Source organism: Kitasatospora sp. NPDC008115 (genome assembly GCF_042957205.1).
Lineage (GTDB): Bacteria > Actinomycetota > Actinomycetes > Streptomycetales > Streptomycetaceae > Kitasatospora.
In genome coordinates, this window is the sequence record NZ_JBIBHU010000022.1 from 151,750 (window position 1) to 167,321 (window position 15,572).

The window sequence follows — 15,572 nt, forward strand, 5'->3', positions numbered from 1 at the left end:
CGATGCGCGCACCCGGACGCCGCCCGGCCCGCCCTGCGGGCGGACGAGGGGGGTCCGAAGACGGGCCCTGGCCGCCGCGGGCTGAACCTAGGCGAGTGGGCGGCTGATGGCCCAGGCGGTGTTCAGGCGGGAGAGCGTGCCCGGCTCGACCAGGCCGGGCAGCAGGAGCGCCCAGAGGTCGGCCATCCGCTGCAACAGGTCCCTGCGGTCCGTCAGCACCTGGGAGCTGAGCTGGATGCCGGTCACCGCGCCGGTGATCACCCCGGCGGCGGTCGCCGGCCGCACCCCCGGGTGCAGCTCGCCGGCCTCCCGCGCCTGCTCCAGCAGCTCGCGCGCCGCGTCCGTCCAGCCCTGGTAGGCGCCGATCTGCGGCTGGGTGAAGCTGCCGTGCTCGATGGTCAGCCGGATCGCGCCGCGCAGCAGCGGGTCGTCCAGCAGGGCGTGCGCGAAGGCGTAGCCGAGGTCGATGACGGTCTGCATCGGGCTGCCGGAGGAGGGCTGCCAGGTGGCCAGCCAGCCGCCCTGGCTCTCGATCACGGCGAGCGCCAGTTCCTCCTTCGACGGGAAGTGGAAGTAGAGCGCGCCCTTGGTGACGCCGGCCCGTTCCAGGATCTCGGCCATGGTGGCGCCCGCGTAGCCGCGTTCGTCGAACACCTCGGCCGCGGCGCGCAGCACCGTCTGGCGGGTCGCCAGCGCCCGGGCCTGCCTGGCCATCGCAGCCTCCCTGATCTCTGTCGTCGGCAGCGGCTGGATCTTACGGGGGCGGGCCGGGCGGCTGCCTCAGTACCGTGCGGTAGCGATCCTTTCGAGCCGTTCCGGGCGCCGGCGCGCGCCGGTCGCGGGCGTCCGCCGCCGGGTGGAACGCCGCCGGCCGGCCACCCGCGCACAGCGGGTGGCCGGCCGGCGGTCGGACGGGTGTCCGGGCCCTGGGTCGGACCGTCAGGCGGCCCACTGCCAGCTGACCGGCGAGTAGTACGCCGGGCGGCGCTCCAGGCGCTGCCAGTTGGCGATCGGCTCGACCGGCGAGGCGGCGGCCGCCACCTGCTGGGCGGCCGCGGCGCGGGCCATCAGCACGGCGGTCAGGGCGGCGAGCTCCTCGTCGGTGAGCGAGCCGCGGACGATGCGGACGAGTGGTTCGGCGGAAGCGGTCATGGTCCGGTTCTCTCCCGGCGGATGGTGGTGAGTGGTCGTCGTCGGCGTGCCCGGCGGTGCTGCGCCCGGCCGGGGCGGCGCTGCCGCTACATCGGCGGGTTGCCGTGCTTGCGGCTCGGCAGGTCCGCGTGCTTGGTGCGCAGCATGGCCAGCGAGGACGCCAGGACCTGGCGGGTCTCGGCGGGGTCGATGACGTCGTCCACGAGGCCGCGCTCGGCCGCGTAGTACGGGTGCATCAGTTCGCTCTTGTATTCCTTGATCTTCTGGTTGCGCATCGCGTCCGGGTCGTCGGCGGCGTTGATGTCCCGGCGGAAGATGACGTTGGCGGCGCCCTCGGCGCCCATCACGGCGATCTCGTTGGTCGGCCAGGCGAACGAGAGGTCGGCGCCGATCGAGCGCGAGTCCATCACGATGTAGGCGCCGCCGTAGGCCTTGCGCAGGATCAGCTGGATCCGCGGCACGGTCGCGTTGCAGTAGGCGTAGAGGAGCTTCGCGCCGTGCCGGATGATGCCGTCGTGCTCCTGGTCGACGCCGGGCAGGAAGCCGGGGACGTCGAGCATGGTGACCAGCGGGATGTTGAAGGCGTCGCACATCTGGACGAAGCGCGCGGCCTTCTCGCTGGCGTTGATGTCCAGGACGCCGGCCAGCGACTGCGGCTGGTTGGCGATGATGCCGGTGACGTGGCCGTCGATCCGGGCGAGCACGCAGAGCACGTTGGTGGCCCAGCGCTCGTGGACCTCCAGGTACTCGCCGTGGTCGACGATCTCCTCGATGACCTTGCGCATGTCGTACGGCCGGTTGCCGTCGGCCGGCACCAGGTCCAGCAGCGACTCGTTGCGGCGGTCCACCGGGTCGTCGTTGACGGCGGCCGGCGGCATCTCGCGGTTGTTCTGCGGCAGCAGCGAGAGGAGGTAGCGGACCTCCTCGATGCAGGACTGCTCGTCGTCGTAGACGAAGTGCGAGACGCCGGAGACCCCGGCGTGCACGTCGGCGCCGCCGAGCCCGTTCTGGCTGATCTTCTCGCCGGTGACGGCCTGGACGACGTCCGGGCCGGTGATGAACATCTGCGAGGTCTCGCGGACCATGAAGACGAAGTCGGTAAGGGCCGGCGAGTAGGCCGCGCCGCCGGCGCACGGGCCGAGCATCACGGAGATCTGCGGGATGACGCCGGAGGCCCTGGTGTTGCGCTGGAAGATGCCGCCGTAGCCGGCCAGCGCGGTGACGCCCTCCTGGATGCGGGCGCCGGCGCCGTCGTTCAGGGAGACCAGCGGGGCGCCGGCCGCGATGGCCATGTCCATGATCTTGTGGATCTTCTGGGCGTGGGCCTCGCCGAGCGCGCCGCCGAAGATCCGGAAGTCGTGGGCGTAGGTGAAGACCGTCCGGCCGTGCACGGTGCCCCAGCCGACGACGACGCCGTCGGTGTGCGGCTTCTTCGCCTCCAGGCCGAAGCCCTGGGCGCGGTGCCGGCGCAGCGGCTCGACCTCGTGGAACGAACCCTCGTCGAGCAGCAGGTCGATGCGCTCGCGGGCGGTCAGCTTGCCCTTGGCGTGCTGGGCCTCGGTGGCCTTCTCGCTCGGACCGCGGCGGACCTGCTCGCGCAGTTCGTGCAGCTCCGCGACCCGGCCCCGCACGTCGGCGGGGGCTTCGGGGGCGTCGTCGTCGACCGGCGCCTGGTGCACAACCGTCATCTCGAACCACTCCAAAGGTGAGGGAACTGTCCGACAGCCAACGTCTGCGATGCCCCCGGCTGCGAATCACTTCTTCACTTATGACTGTACGAGGGGCCGCACGCTGGTTTCGGCGTCGATTCCGTACAAGGTCGCGTCCGTTTAGATGTGAGGGCTGCACAGAAACCGAAGCGTTTCGGCCCGCGCGGCGGGTAGCCGTTCGATTACCCCGAGCTGTCGCCAGGATGGCCCCGGGGTGAGCTGAGCATGAGGAAACGTGCAGGTCAGGGCTGTCCCGGTAGATCCTGCCGGGGCCGCCTCAAGTGGCGCTCAAGGGGTGCTCGGTACGCCGGTGAAGGCCGTGCCAGCGATCCGGTGGCGCCCTCCCAGTCGTAGGGATGCGCCAAAAACACCGCAGCCCACCCGGTGGATGCCGGGTGGGCTGTCCGAGCGACCGGGGGTCAGGCCCGCTGCCCCTCGTCCGGGTCCTCCTTGCCGCGCAGCTCGTTCTCGCGGCGGCGCAAATCCGCCTCCCACTGCTTGAGCATGTCCTCGTGGTCGTTGTTGTCCTTCTTCAACGAGGCGAGGAACTCGGGGTCGTCGTCCGGGGCGAGCGGGCGGCCGTCGCGCCGGCGGTCGTACGCCGGGCCGCCCGCGCCGCGGCCGCCGGCCGGGGCGGTGCGCACCCCGCGCTGCTTGCCGGCCGCCAGCCAGGCGATCGAGCCGACGAGCGGGAAGAGCAGGACGATGATCACCCAGACCACCTTGGGGAGGTGCTTCACCTCCTCCTCGGGGGTGGTCAGGCAGTCGATGAAGGCCCACACCCACAGGGCGAGCGGGAGCACGAAGGTCAGGATCCTCAGCACGGCGGCGATCTCCCCCGGGCGGCGTCGGTGGCGGTCGGGCCCCTCGGCGCGGCGGCCGCTGGCGGTGCGCCGCTTCGAGGGGGCCCTTGACACAGGCCAGGCTATCGGGTGGCGGATACTGGCTGGCATGGCATACGACGATCTCCGCTCGTTCCTGCGGGCCCTCGACCGCGAAGGCGACCTCAAGCGCATCAAGGCGGAGGTGGACCCCTATCTGGAGATCGGCGAGATCGTCGACCGCGTGCAGAAGGCCAAGGGCCCGGCCCTGCTGTTCGAGAACGTCAAGGGCTCCACGATGCCGCTGGCGATGAACGTCTTCGGCACCGAGCGCCGGCTCGCCAAGGCGCTCGGCCTCAAGGGCCCGGAGGAGATCGGCGACAAGATCTCCGGCCTGCTGAAGCCGGAGCTGCCGCAGGGCTTCACCGGCTTCCGGGACGCCTTCGGCAAGCTCGCCTCGATGGCCCACGTGCCGCCGAAGCACGTGAAGTCCGGCGACGCCCCCGTGCACGAGGTGGTGCTCACCGGCGAGGACGTCAACCTGGACGAGCTGCCGGCGCTGTTCACCTGGCCGCTGGACGGCGGCTCCTTCTTCAACCTGGGCCTCACCCACACCAAGGACCCGGACTCCGGCATCCGCAACCTCGGCCTGTACCGGCTGCAGCGCCACGACCGCCGCACCATCGGCATGCACTGGCAGATCCACAAGGACAGCCGCAACCACGCCGCGGTGGCCGCCAAGCGCGGCGAGCGGCTGCCGGTCGCGATCGCCTTCGGCTGCCCGCCGGCCGTCACCTACGCGGCCACCGCGCCGCTGCCGGGCGACATCGACGAGTACCTGTTCGCCGGCTTCGTCGCGGGCGAGCGGGTGAGGATGGTGGACTGCAAGACCGTGCCGCTCCAGGTCCCGGCCGACGCCGAGGTGGTCCTGGAGGGCTGGCTGGAGCCGGGCGAACTGCTGCCCGAAGGCCCGTTCGGCGACCACACCGGCTTCTACACGCCGCAGGAGCCGTTCCCGGCGCTGACGATCGACTGCGTGACGATGCGCCGCCGTCCGATCCTGCAGTCCATCGTGGTCGGCCGCCCGCCGACGGAGGACGGCCCGCTCGGCAAGTTCACCGAGCGCTTCTTCCTGCCGCTGCTGAAGATCATCATCCCGGACATCGTCGACTACGACCTGCCCGAGGCCGGCGGCTTCCACAACTGCGTGATCGTCTCGATCGACAAGAAGTACCCGAAGCACGCGCAGAAGACCATGCACGCCATCTGGGGCGCGCACATGATGTCGCTGACCAAGCTGATCATCGTGGTGGACTCGGACTGCGACGTCCACGACTACCAGGAGGTCGCCTGGCGGGCCTTCGGCAACGTCGACTACAGCCGCGACCTCACCGTGGTCGAGGGCCCGGTCGACCACCTCGACCACGCCTCCTACCAGCAGTTCTGGGGCGGCAAGGCGGGCATCGACGCGACCCGCAAGCTGCCCGAGGAGGGCTACACCCGCGACGGCGGCTGGCCCGAGATGGTCACCTCCGACCCGGCGACCGCGGCCCTGGTGGACCGGCGCTGGAAGGAGTACGGGCTGTGAGCACCGCCGCCGCGATCCCCGAGGTCCCGCCCGGCAGGGTCAAGTCCTTCCTGCGGCTGGTGATGATCGAGCACTCGGTCTTCGCCCTGCCGTTCGCCTACATCGCGGCGCTGACGGCGATGTTCCTGGCCGACCGGCGGGTGCACTGGGGCGAGCTGTTCATCGTCACGGTCTGCATGGTGGGCCTGCGGACCTTCGCGATGGCCGCCAACCGGATCATCGACCGGGAGATCGACGCCCGCAACCCGCGCACCGCCGGGCGTGAACTGGTCACCGGAGCCGTCTCGCTGAAGACCGCGTACGTGGGCTCGGCGGTCGCCCTGGTGGTCTTCCTCGGCGCCGCGGCGCTGCTCAACCCGCTCTGCCTGGCGCTCGCGCCGGTCGCCGTGGTGCCGATGGTGGTCTACCCGTACGGCAAGCGGTTCACCGACTTCCCGCAGGCGATCCTGGGCCTGGCCCAGGCGATGGGCCCGGTGGGCGCCTGGCTGGCCGTCACCGGCAGCTGGTCCTGGGACGCGGTCGTGCTCGGCGCGGCGGTCGGCATCTGGATCGGCGGCTTCGACCTGGTCTACGCCTGCCAGGACGTCGCGTCCGACCGGGCCGGCGGCGTGCGCTCGGTGCCGGCCAGGTTCGGGGTCCCGGCCGCGATCCGCGGCGCGCGCGGCTGCCACGTCGTCACCACGCTGCTGCTCGGCTGGTACGCGGTGCTCACCGACGCGGGCGCGGCGTTCTGGACCGGCCTGCTGGTGGTGGCCGGCGCCTTCGTCTACGAGCACACCATCGTCAAGCCGAACGACCTGTCGCGGCTGAACCGGGCGTTCTTCCAGACGAACGGCTTCGTCGGCATCTCGCTGTTCTTCTTCGCGCTGGTCGACCTGGTGGTGCGCGGTCTCGGCGTCTGAGACCGCGCCCCTCCGGGGTCCTACTTCCCGCCCTCGTCGAGCGTGTGCTTGACGAGGGCGTTCGCGTGCCCGTGGCCGAGCCCGTGCTCCTCCTTCAGCCAGGCGACCAGCTCCATGTGCTTGGCCAGCGGCGAGGAACGGATCAGCTCCTTCCAGTGCGCGATCGGCTGCCCGTACTTCTGCTCGATGGAGGGGAAGTAACTGGCGGGGCCCTTGACGGCGGGGGTCTCGCTCATGGGGTGACTCTCCTTGCCGGTCGGATGATCTTCTGATGGTGATCTTCATGCACGGAGCTTGATCGCGACAGTGCTCAGCCAGCCGAGGCCGAGCGCGGCGGCGAGGGTGAACGCCGGCACGGTGACGCCCGAGGCGGCGAAGCCGGCGAGCACCACGGCCGCGACGGCGCGCGAGGCGAGGGCCCAGCGGCGGTCCAGGTGCCGGGCGAGGACCAGGAAGGCCGCGCAGAGCGCGAGGAAGCCGACCGTTCCGCCGGCCAGGTGCACCGCCCCGTGCCCGCTCAGCCCGGTCACCCGCTCCTCGGGTGCCCCGACCGGGAACCCGGCCCCGGGATCGGCCGCGAAGAACCCGTCCAGCACGAAGCTCGCCCCGAACACCCCGACCAGCCGCGGCGCCCACACGCTGCTGGGCAGCGCCCGGCGCAGTCCGACGGCGCCCGCGAGCAGCAGCGCGCCGGTGAGCAGGAACGCGGCCTGCTGGATCCACCCGAGGTCGCCGAGGCTGAGCTGGCTCAGCGCGTTGCGGGTGAAGTCGAACCCCTCCCGGGTCAGTCCCCCGGCGAGGCCGACGGCGAGGAAGAGCGGTCCGCCGGCCGCCCCGGCGGTCAGCAGGGTGCGGGCGGTGGCGGCGGTGGCGGGGGCGCTCTGCGCCGTCAGCGTGTTGGTCATGCCCATAGGACCGGAGGCGGTCCGGGAACTCATCGGAGGATCACCTGTGACCCGCGTCACTTTTCGGCCGGGTGTTCTGCCGTAGGGGCGCAGATCGGCCAGTCCGCGCGGCCCGCCCGCCGGTCCGGAAGGTCCGGCTTGTGGCCCGACATCCTTTCGGTGGCCTGCGTGCCGCCTTGCCCCGGTCGTGAACACCGCAGGTCAGCGACCCTGGGAGTGCTGTGGGGCAGGGAGTGGCCGAAATTCTCATGAAATATAACCTGTGACATTGTTCTGATCTTCGGTCGATGACAGGATCCACGCCAAATCTCCTTCCTTCAGCCCGACCCCACGTCGGGCTGCCCCCACTCGACGAAGGATTCGGCGTGCTCCTGCGCACCAGACTCTCCATGCTCGCAGCCGGCGTCGCCGCCTGTTGCGCCACGGCCACCGCCGTGCTCCCGGCCCAGGCCTTCGCGGCACCCCCCGCCGCCGAGGCCGTCACCGCCGGCCCGGTCGCCCCCGCCGCCCCGACCGCGACGACGGGGTCCGAGGACCTCGCCGAGCCCGCCGCTCCGCTGCCCCCGGCGCTGATCGGCGCGACGCGCCTGGCCGATCCGGCCGCCGAGGCAGAGGCGGGCGCCCCCGCCCTCTCCAAGTCCCTTGCCGCACAGGCCTGCACCCCGGCCGACTTCGCGGCCCGCACCGGGGCCGACCTGGTCGCGTTCATCAAGAGCTCGACCGTGGACTGCATCAAGTCGCTGTACAGCAGCGGCAGCGCCGACCCGGCCATCTTCAAGCAGTCCCGGATGCTGTCCGTCGCGACCGCCCTCAAGGACGCGGCGGCCGGCTACACCGGCGACAACTCGGCCGGCATCACGCAGCTGGTGAAGTACCTCCAGGTGGGCTACTACATCCAGTTCCACTACCCCGTCGCGGCCGGCGCGTACACCCCCGCGCTCACCGACGCCGTCACGTCCGCCCTGGACACCCTCTTCGCCGGCACCCGCTGGCGCGACGTCACCGACGACAACGGCCGCGTCCTCAAAGAGGTGGTGTGGCTGACCGACAGCGCCAACGTCCAGGCCCACTACATGGGCGTCTACAAGCGGATGCTGGACGGGTTCGACAACTCCTACAGCGCGTCCCCGCAGATGGTCAGCGCCGTCAACTCCGTGCTGTTCTACCCGCTCTGGGAGGGCTACCGGAACAAGGACTTCGTCCGGGCGCTCGCCGCCGATCCCAGCCTGATCAACTCGCTCGCCGACTTCGCGATCAACCACCGGGACCTGCTCGGCGGGCCCAACGCCGTCCTCGACACCAACGCGGGCAACGACCTGGCCCGGTTCGCCGGGACCAGCCCCGCCGCCGAGGCGGTGGCCAAGCCGCTGGTCAAGAAGGTGCTGGACTCCGCGCCGCTGCTCACGCCCCACGCGCCGCTGTACGTGTACACGGCGGTCCAGGCGAACTGGTACAACAACAGCCAGTGCTCGTACTACGGCACCTGTGACCTGCCCGCCAAGCTCACCTCGGTGGTCCTGCCGAACCAGCTGGTCTGCGACAACCGCACCCTCCAGGCCCAGGCCCTGTCGGCCGCCGAACTGGCCACCGTCTGCGCCAGCCTGCGCGGCCAGGACGCGTTCTTCCACAACGTGGCCAAGGACAACGGGCCCATCCCGAACCAGTACGCCAAAAACGTCACCTTCGGGATCTTCGCCAACAAGACCGACTACACCACCTACTCGTGGGCGATCTTCGGCAACGACACCGACAACGGCGGCCAGACCGTGATGGACGCGAGCGACCCGAACAACCGGGCCGTGACGGTGATGTACCAGAAGGCCTGGAACGTCAACGACCCCGCGCGGGTGTGGAACCTCAACCACGAGTACACCCACTACCTCGACAGCATCTACAACCTGAAGGGCAACTACACCACCCAGTCGTCCGTCCCGAACAAGTGGTGGGTCGAGGGCCTCGCCGAGTACGTCTCGTACGGCTACCGGGGCGCCACCGACGTCGACGCGATGGCGCAGGCGGCCAAGCACACCTACAAGCTCAGCACCCTCTTCCAGAACACCTACGCCAACTCGGACTCGACCCGCATCTACCCGTGGGGCTACCTGTCCGTCCGGTACATGCTGGAGAAGCACCCGGCCGACATCCAGGCCATGCTGCAGCGCTTCCGCGCCGGTGACTACCCCGGCGGCTACGCGGTCTACAACGGCCTCGGCACCTCCTACGACGCCGACTTCGACGCCTGGCTCACCGCCTGCGCCGCCGGCGCCTGCTACGCGGCCGGCCCGACCTCCCTGTTCGACACCTCGGTGAACGGCGCGACCGTCACCGCGACCGAGCGGTCCGTCCAGACCGGCCCGGGCCGGATCACCGCCTGGCACTGGACCTTCGGTGACGGCACCTCCTCGGACGAGCGCAACCCGAGCCACACCTACGCGGCGGCCGGCTCGTACACCGTCGCCCTGACCACCACCGACGACACCGGCCGGACCGCGACCACCCCGGCCACGGTCACCGTGAAGGACGCCCCGGTCGTCCTGCCGACCTGCCCCGAGCAGCGCACCGACGCGATGGGCCGCAACTGCTCGCGGACCGGCCGCGCCGCGACCGCCGGCAACACCGACTACCTGTACGTCTACCTGCCGGCCGGCACCACCACGCTGAAGGTCACCACCTCCGGCGGCACCGGCACCGCGCACCTGTACTACAACGCGGACACCTGGGCCTCGCCGACCGCCTTCACCGCCTCTTCCACCGGCACCGGCACCACCCAGGCCATCACCGTCACCAACCCGACGGCCGGCTACCGCTACCTCAGCCTGCACGCCGTGACCGACTTCAGCGGCGTCACCGTCAGCACCGAGTTCTGACCCGACCCGCGACAGCGGCACCGACGCCCGGCCGGGGCCTCCCGGCCGGGCGTTCCCCGTGGGCGGGGCCGTGCACCAGACTGGCCGGATGGTGATGAACACGGCGGCGGCGCTGGCGCACGGGGCCGAACTGCTCGGCTCGGCGGAGGCGGCGGAGCGGGCGGCGGGCTGCGATCTGATCGGCAAGGCGGCCGACCGCGACGAGGCGGTCCGCGAGGAGGCGGCGACCGCGCTGCTCGGGCTCGCCGGGCCTGAGCGGGACGGCAGTGTCCTGGCCCGCCTGGCGGAAGCCCTGGGGCGGGCCGGGGACGGGCGGGCGGTGCCGGTGCTCGTCGAGCTGGCCGGCCACCCCGAGGCGGCGGTGCGCGCAGAGGCGGCCTTCGCCCTCCACCTCGACGGGGCGGCCACCGCTTCGCCGGACGCCCCCGGTGTCCGCGCGCTCATCGGCCTGACCCGGGACCCGGACCCGGTGGTCCGCGACCGGGCCACGTTCACGCTCGGGTTCCTCTGCGAGGCCGACGGCCCCGAGGTGCGGGCGGCGCTGTGGGAGCGGACCGGCGACGAGTACCAGGACGCCCGCGAGGAGGGCGTCCGGGGCCTGGCCCGGCGGCGCGACCCCCGCGCCGTGCCGCTGCTGCGCGGGCTGCTGGCGGACCCGGACGGCGCGCACGTGCTCACCTTCGGGGCTGCGGAGATCCTGGGCGCCCCCGAACTGCTGCCGCTGCTGGAGGAGTACGACCCGGACGACCACGGGGTGGCCGCGGCCCTCGCCGCCTGCGACCCGGTCCGGCGGGCCCGGCTGGAGGACGACGCGTGGACGCTGGTGTGCGCGGTGGAGCGGCTGCGGCCCGACCTCGCCCCGGCGCTGTGGGCGGCGCGCTGCGAACCCGGTCTGACCCTGGGTTTCGGCGACGATCCGGACGCACCCTGCTACGACGTCGCGGGGCTGCTGGCCCGGGCCGGCGGCGACCCGGACCGCGCGGCCGAACTGGTCGAATCCGATCACCCGGTGATCATTCACGCCTAGCATCGGCCCATGACTGACGAGAACGGCGACTGGAAGTCCGACCGCATCGCCAGCGCCCTGCGTGGCGAGAACCCCACCGTCATCCGCCGCCTGGACGCCGGGTTCGCGGTGATCGGGGACGTGCAGTTCCTGCCCGGCTACGCGATCCTGCTCACCGACGACCCCGGGGTGCAGCGCCTCTCCGACCTGCCACGCCCCCGCCGGCTCGCCTACCTGGAGGACCTCGACCGCCTCGGCGAGGCCGTCGAACGGGCCTGTGGGGCGGCCGATCCGGCCTTTCGCCGGGTCAACCTGGAGATCCTCGGAAACACCGACCCGATGCTGCACGCCCACGTCTGGCCCCGCTACGACTGGGAGCCCGCCGACCTCGTCCGCCTCCCCGTCTGGCTCTACCCCCGCACCCGCTGGACCGACCCCGCCCACGCCCTCACCTCGGCGCAGGACCCGGTCCGGGCCGCCATCGGCGCCGAACTGGATGCACTGCGGTAAAGGCCGGTGGTGCAGACCACTCGTTCTCGTGAATCCGCTGACCGGGGGCGGGACGGGGGTCCAACTCCCGCTTACGCTGCGGGACATGGACATCGTCATCCCGCTTTTCGACGACTTCGAGCCGCTCGACGCGATCGGCCCCTACCAGGTGCTCGGGCATCTTCCCGGGGCCGCCGTGCGGTTCGTGGCGGTGGGGGAGCGGGGGCGGGTGACCGACAGCATCGGGGGGATGCGGCTGGACGTGCCCGCCCGGTACGCGGAGGTCGAGGCGTGCGACGTGCTGCTCGTCCCGGGCGGGCACGGCACCCGGCCGCTGGCGGGCGACGCCGCCTTCCTCGACTGGCTGCGCCGGACGCACGCGACCACCCGGTTCACCGCCTCCGTCTGCACCGGCGCGCTGCTGCTCGGGGCCGCCGGACTGCTCGACGGCCTCGCCGCCACCACCCACTGGGCGGCGGCCCGCGAACTGGCCGCCCACGGTGCCGAGTACACCCCCGAGCGGGTGGTGCACCGGGGCCGGATCGTCACGGCGGCCGGCGTCTCCGCCGGCATCGACATGGCGCTTCGGCTCGCCGCCCTGCTCACCGACGAGACCACCGCCCGGGCGATCCAGCTGCACGCCGAGTACGACCCCAGGCCGCCCTTCGACAGCGGCAGTTGGGAGAAGGCCTCGCCCGCCGTGCGGGAGCGGATCAAGACGCTCCGGTAAGGCTCTGGGCGTCCGCTAGGCGCCCAGGAAGGACTCCAGCGCCGTGGCCAGGGCGACCGGTGTCTCGTGCATCGGGTAGTGGCCGGTGGCGGGCAACTGCTCGACCTCGGCGTTGGGGTAGTGCGCCAGGAAGGTGGCGCGCATCGCCTCGGCCGTCAGCAGGAGGTCGTGCTCGCCCACGAACACCCGGACCGGCACCGGGTTCCCGGCGATCCGGTCGACCAGGTCGGCGGTGGTCCAGTCGCGCACGTAGCCGCCGAAGGCCTCGCGGGTGGACAGCTCCAGCGAGCGGTCCACCATCCGGTCGAGCCAGACCCGGCCGGCCCGCCGCCCGGTCACCTGGTCCAGGATCTCGTAGCGCTTCGCCCGGTCCTCGGCCGCGCCGTAGAACAGCTCCTCCCCGGCCGCGTCCATCGGGTACGGCCCGGCCGGGACGGGCGCCAGCCCGGCCAGCCTCCGCACCCGCCGCGGTGCCTGGGCGAGCACCTGCTGGACGGCCTTGCCGCCCATCGAGTGCCCGACCAGCGAGAACTCCTGCCAGCCGAGCTGGTCGGCCAGCGCGAGCGCGTCGTCCGCGATCTCCGCCAGCGTGTAGGCGCCGGGGACGTCCTTGCGCTCGCCGTAGCCCCGGTAGTCGAGGAACGCGTAGGAGAAGGCGGAGCCGTCCAGGTAGTCCGGGAACGGGCCCCAGCCGGCGCTGGTGCCGAACCAGTCGTGCAGCACCAGGACCTTGTGGGCACCGGAGCCGACCAAGCGGTGAGGGATCGTCATGCCGGGCCTACTGCCCGGTGGCGGTGGCCGTCGAAACCCCCGCCCGGAGCACGCGCCGGTACGCCAGGCCCGGCCGCCCGCCGAGGTCCACCGCGCCGGTTCCGGTGAACCCGGTACGGGCGAGCACGGCCCGGGAGGCGGCGTTGTCGAGCGTGGTCACGGCGGTCAGCGCGGTCAACCCGTAGGAGCCAGAGGCCAGTTCGCACACCAGCCGGACCGCCGCCCGTGCCACGCCCCGTCCGGCGGCCGACTCGCCCACCCGGTAGCCGAGTTCGGCGCTGCCGTCCACGGCGTCCACCAGGTTGACCCGTCCGACGATCCGTCCTGCGCCGTCCAGCACCAGATGGAAGTGGCAGGCCCCGTCGGCCTGTTCGGCGAGGATCGCCCGGTGCCGCTCGGCGAACCCGGTTGCCGTGAAGTACGCGTCCCCCCGGTCCGGCACCGACCGCGCGAACCACTCCCGGTTCGCCCGCTCGAACGCCAGCACCGCCGCCGCGTGCCCGTCCGCCAGCCGCTCCAGCCGGATGCCTTCCGCTGTGATCATCCGCCCATGGTCCTGTCCTGCGGCGGTCGCCGTCCAGCGTGGAGAATGCCCGTATGACAGCGGCGGGCGAGAGCGCACTGATCCTCCCGGTGCCGGAGGCGGAGGCCGTCGTCGGGCCCTGGCGCGAGCGGTACGACCCGTCGGCGCGGCTCGGCGTTCCCGCGCACGTCACGGTGCTGTACCCGTTCCTGCCGGCCGACCGGCTGGACGCGGAGGTGCTCGGGGAGATCGGCGAGATCCTCGCCGCCCAGCGCGCGTTCGACCTCGTCCTCACCCACTGCGGGGAGTTCCCCGGCGTCCACTACCTCGCCTCGGCGGCCGAGGGCGCCGCGCGGGTGAACGCGCTCACGGCCGCCGTCGCCGCCCGCTGGCCGGAGCACCCGCCCTACGGCGGCCGGTTCGAGGAGGTCGTCCCGCACCTGACGGTGGCCTACCGCGACGATCCGGGGCCCGTCGCGGCCGGCCTGGCCCCGCACCTGCCGCTCGCCGCCCGGGCCGAGGCCGTCCGGCTGCTGGTCTTCGACGGTGCGCGATGGGTCCGGCGCGCCGACTTCCCGCTGGGCTGAAAACCCTTCGACAGCGGGGCGCCGGCGCGCTGGACTGTCGGGTGTGACCTCGGAGGCCCTGGTGATCGACACCGCGCTGGTCCGGCGGCTGCTCGCGGAGCAGTTCCCGCGATGGGCCGGCCTGCCCTTGCGGCGGGTCGAGCCCGGGGGCTCGGACCACGTGATCCACCGGCTCGGCGACGAACTCGCCGTCCGGCTGCCACGGGGGGAGTGGGCGGCCGGGCAGGCGGAGAAGGAGGCCCGCTGGCTGCCGCGGCTCGCGCCGCATCTGCCGCTCGCCGTGCCGGCGCCGCTGGCCGTCGGAGCGCCCGCGCACGGGTATCCGTGGCACTGGTCGGTCGCCCGTTGGCTGGACGGCGAGACCCCGGCGGGGCCCGCCGCCCTCGGCGACCCGTCCGCTGACGCGGCCAGGCTCGCCGGCTTCCTGGCCGCGCTCCAGACGCTCCCCACGGCCCCGGGCCTCGCGCCGGGGGCGCACAACGACCACCTGGGCGCTCCCCTCGCCGGCCGCGACGCCGGGACGCGTGCCCGGATCGCGGCGGTCGCGGGCGCGTTCGACGCCCGCGCGCTCACCGCGCTCTGGGACGCCGCCGTGCGCGCCCCCGAGCACTGCGGTCCGCCGGTCTGGTTCCACGGGGACCTGCACACCGGGAACCTGCTCGCCGTCGACGGCCGGCTCACCGCCGTGATCGACTTCGGCGGCCTCGGCGTCGGGGACCCGGCCTGCGACCTGGTCATCGCCTGGACCCTCCTGGACGCCCCCGCCCGCGCCGTCCTGCGCACCGCCCTCGGCGTCGACGACGCCACCTGGCTGCGCGGCCGCGGCTGGGCCCTCACCACGGGCCTCAACGCGTACACCCACTACGCGGCCACCGACCCCCGGATCGCCCGGGCCACCCGCCACCAGATCGAGGCGGCGCTCTCCGAGCCGCTCTGACCCCCGAAGGAGCCCCGTGATCGGCGAACTGCAGTGCATCGTCCTGGACTGCCCGGACCCGGCCGTGCTGGCCCGGTTCTACGCCGGGCTGCTCGGCGGCGAGGTGGACCGCCCGGACCCGCGCTGGTCGCTGCACCCCGACTGGTCCACCCTGCACACCCCCGCCGGCCTGGTGCTCTGCTTCCAGCGGGTCGCCGACCACCGCCCGCCCCGCTGGGGCGACCCGGCGAGCCCCCAGCAGGCCCACCTCGACATCGACGTCCCCGACCTCGCCACCGCCGAACCCGCCGTCCTGGCCCTCGGCGCCACCCTCCTGCACGACGCCGGCCGCTGGCGCATCTACGCCGACCCCGCCGGCCACCCCCTCTGCCTCCTCCCGGCCCGCCACTGACCCCGGCATCCCACCCCGTCAACCCGGGGCGCTCGCCCTGCGGGGTGAACTCGATGTGCCCTCCGACCGGCCGTGGGGGGGGGGGGGCGGCGGGGGCGGGGGGGGGCGCGGGGGGGGGGGCGGGGGGCGGGGCCGCGGCGGCGGGGGGGGGGGGGGGCGTGGGCGGGGCCGCAGCGGGCGGGGGGGGGGGGGGC

17 protein-coding genes are annotated in these 15,572 nt (G+C 73.0%); 9 read left to right on the forward strand and 8 right to left on the reverse strand.

Annotated elements, in window-relative coordinates; translation table 11 throughout:
- Positions 1 to 87: 87 nt before the first annotated feature.
- From ACFZBX_RS26215 to ACFZBX_RS26230, 4 genes are all read right to left on the reverse strand, one after another.
- Complete coding sequence (locus tag ACFZBX_RS26215) at positions 88 to 714, reverse strand: ScbR family autoregulator-binding transcription factor (protein ID WP_391536230.1); 627 nt, start codon at positions 712 to 714, stop codon at positions 88 to 90.
- A 225-nt stretch (positions 715 to 939) separates the two neighbouring features.
- A complete protein-coding gene (locus ACFZBX_RS26220; RefSeq protein ID WP_391536231.1) occupies positions 940 to 1,152 on the reverse strand; it encodes an acyl-CoA carboxylase subunit epsilon in 213 nt (70 codons plus the stop codon).
- Positions 1,153 to 1,238: 86 nt separating this feature from the next.
- Positions 1,239 to 2,840 (reverse strand): acyl-CoA carboxylase subunit beta, encoded by a 1,602-nt coding sequence (locus tag ACFZBX_RS26225; protein ID WP_380758858.1) that lies wholly within the window; start codon positions 2,838 to 2,840, stop codon positions 1,239 to 1,241.
- A 440-nt stretch (positions 2,841 to 3,280) separates the two neighbouring features.
- Positions 3,281 to 3,685: a PLD nuclease N-terminal domain-containing protein gene (locus ACFZBX_RS26230; RefSeq protein WP_391536232.1), complete on the reverse strand. Its 405-nt coding sequence runs from the start codon at positions 3,683 to 3,685 to the stop codon at positions 3,281 to 3,283.
- A 127-nt stretch (positions 3,686 to 3,812) separates the two neighbouring features.
- Here ACFZBX_RS26230 and ACFZBX_RS26235 point away from each other — a divergent pair, with 127 nt between their 5' ends.
- Positions 3,813 to 5,270, forward strand: a complete 1,458-nt coding sequence (locus ACFZBX_RS26235; RefSeq protein WP_391536233.1) for a menaquinone biosynthesis decarboxylase — start codon at positions 3,813 to 3,815, stop codon at positions 5,268 to 5,270.
- A complete protein-coding gene (gene mqnP, locus ACFZBX_RS26240; protein ID WP_391536234.1) occupies positions 5,267 to 6,172 on the forward strand; it encodes a menaquinone biosynthesis prenyltransferase MqnP in 906 nt (301 codons plus the stop codon). Before ACFZBX_RS26235 ends, mqnP begins: the two co-directional genes overlap by 4 nt.
- 20 nt (positions 6,173 to 6,192) lie before the next feature.
- On the opposite strand, the gene ACFZBX_RS26245 is transcribed toward mqnP, so the two are convergent.
- Positions 6,193 to 6,408, reverse strand: a complete 216-nt coding sequence (locus tag ACFZBX_RS26245; RefSeq protein WP_391536235.1) for a DUF4287 domain-containing protein — start codon at positions 6,406 to 6,408, stop codon at positions 6,193 to 6,195.
- Positions 6,409 to 6,453: 45 nt separating this feature from the next.
- A complete protein-coding gene (locus ACFZBX_RS26250) occupies positions 6,454 to 7,077 on the reverse strand; it encodes a DUF998 domain-containing protein (protein ID WP_391536236.1) in 624 nt (207 codons plus the stop codon).
- Positions 7,078 to 7,442: 365 nt separating this feature from the next.
- On the opposite strand from ACFZBX_RS26250, the gene ACFZBX_RS26255 reads away from it, so the two are divergent.
- The 4 genes from ACFZBX_RS26255 (at position 7,443) to ACFZBX_RS26270 (ending at position 12,169) form a co-directional block, all read left to right on the forward strand.
- Complete coding sequence (locus ACFZBX_RS26255) at positions 7,443 to 9,944, forward strand: collagenase (RefSeq protein ID WP_391536237.1); 2,502 nt, start codon at positions 7,443 to 7,445, stop codon at positions 9,942 to 9,944.
- Positions 9,945 to 10,032: 88 nt separating this feature from the next.
- Positions 10,033 to 10,971 (forward strand): HEAT repeat domain-containing protein, encoded by a 939-nt coding sequence (locus ACFZBX_RS26260; RefSeq protein ID WP_391536238.1) that lies wholly within the window; start codon positions 10,033 to 10,035, stop codon positions 10,969 to 10,971.
- A 9-nt stretch (positions 10,972 to 10,980) separates the two neighbouring features.
- Positions 10,981 to 11,460: an HIT family protein gene (locus tag ACFZBX_RS26265; RefSeq protein WP_391536239.1), complete on the forward strand. Its 480-nt coding sequence runs from the start codon at positions 10,981 to 10,983 to the stop codon at positions 11,458 to 11,460.
- An 85-nt stretch (positions 11,461 to 11,545) separates the two neighbouring features.
- Complete coding sequence (locus ACFZBX_RS26270) at positions 11,546 to 12,169, forward strand: DJ-1/PfpI family protein (RefSeq protein ID WP_391536240.1); 624 nt, start codon at positions 11,546 to 11,548, stop codon at positions 12,167 to 12,169.
- Positions 12,170 to 12,184: 15 nt separating this feature from the next.
- Here the strand turns inward: ACFZBX_RS26270 and ACFZBX_RS26275 are convergent, their stop codons facing one another.
- Positions 12,185 to 12,940, reverse strand: a complete 756-nt coding sequence (locus ACFZBX_RS26275; RefSeq protein ID WP_391536241.1) for an alpha/beta fold hydrolase — start codon at positions 12,938 to 12,940, stop codon at positions 12,185 to 12,187.
- Positions 12,941 to 12,947: 7 nt separating this feature from the next.
- Positions 12,948 to 13,484, reverse strand: a complete 537-nt coding sequence (locus ACFZBX_RS26280; RefSeq protein WP_391536242.1) for a GNAT family N-acetyltransferase — start codon at positions 13,482 to 13,484, stop codon at positions 12,948 to 12,950.
- Positions 13,485 to 13,537: 53 nt separating this feature from the next.
- Here ACFZBX_RS26280 and ACFZBX_RS26285 point away from each other — a divergent pair, with 53 nt between their 5' ends.
- From ACFZBX_RS26285 to ACFZBX_RS26295, 3 genes are read left to right on the forward strand one after another with little or no spacing between them, the layout of a single operon-like run.
- On the forward strand, positions 13,538 to 14,050 hold the full coding sequence (locus ACFZBX_RS26285) for a 2'-5' RNA ligase family protein (RefSeq protein ID WP_391536243.1): 513 nt from the start codon (positions 13,538 to 13,540) through the stop codon (positions 14,048 to 14,050).
- A 34-nt stretch (positions 14,051 to 14,084) separates the two neighbouring features.
- On the forward strand, positions 14,085 to 14,987 hold the full coding sequence (locus tag ACFZBX_RS26290; RefSeq protein WP_391536253.1) for an aminoglycoside phosphotransferase family protein: 903 nt from the start codon (positions 14,085 to 14,087) through the stop codon (positions 14,985 to 14,987).
- A gap of 16 nt (positions 14,988 to 15,003) precedes the next feature.
- Complete coding sequence (locus ACFZBX_RS26295; protein ID WP_391536244.1) at positions 15,004 to 15,378, forward strand: VOC family protein; 375 nt, start codon at positions 15,004 to 15,006, stop codon at positions 15,376 to 15,378.
- The last annotated feature ends 194 nt before the right edge of the window (positions 15,379 to 15,572 follow it).

Bases quoted from the DNA above. Each gene is read 5' to 3' on its own strand.
- ACFZBX_RS26250 (WP_391536236.1), bottom strand. From the start codon at position 7,077: ATGACCAACACGCTGACGGCGCAGAGCGCCCCCGCCACCGCCGCCACC.
- ACFZBX_RS26245 (WP_391536235.1), bottom strand. From the start codon at position 6,408: ATGAGCGAGACCCCCGCCGTCAAGGGCCCCGCCAGTTACTTCCCCTCC.
- ACFZBX_RS26275 (WP_391536241.1), bottom strand. From the start codon at position 12,940: ATGACGATCCCTCACCGCTTGGTCGGCTCCGGTGCCCACAAGGTCCTG.
- ACFZBX_RS26265 (WP_391536239.1), top strand. From the start codon at position 10,981: ATGACTGACGAGAACGGCGACTGGAAGTCCGACCGCATCGCCAGCGCC.
- ACFZBX_RS26225 (WP_380758858.1), bottom strand. From the start codon at position 2,840: ATGACGGTTGTGCACCAGGCGCCGGTCGACGACGACGCCCCCGAAGCC.
- ACFZBX_RS26215 (WP_391536230.1), bottom strand. From the start codon at position 714: ATGGCCAGGCAGGCCCGGGCGCTGGCGACCCGCCAGACGGTGCTGCGC.
- ACFZBX_RS26220 (WP_391536231.1), bottom strand. From the start codon at position 1,152: ATGACCGCTTCCGCCGAACCACTCGTCCGCATCGTCCGCGGCTCGCTC.
- ACFZBX_RS26280 (WP_391536242.1), bottom strand. From the start codon at position 13,484: ATGATCACAGCGGAAGGCATCCGGCTGGAGCGGCTGGCGGACGGGCAC.
- ACFZBX_RS26285 (WP_391536243.1), top strand. From the start codon at position 13,538: ATGACAGCGGCGGGCGAGAGCGCACTGATCCTCCCGGTGCCGGAGGCG.
- ACFZBX_RS26260 (WP_391536238.1), top strand. From the start codon at position 10,033: ATGGTGATGAACACGGCGGCGGCGCTGGCGCACGGGGCCGAACTGCTC.
- ACFZBX_RS26270 (WP_391536240.1), top strand. From the start codon at position 11,546: ATGGACATCGTCATCCCGCTTTTCGACGACTTCGAGCCGCTCGACGCG.
- ACFZBX_RS26235 (WP_391536233.1), top strand. From the start codon at position 3,813: ATGGCATACGACGATCTCCGCTCGTTCCTGCGGGCCCTCGACCGCGAA.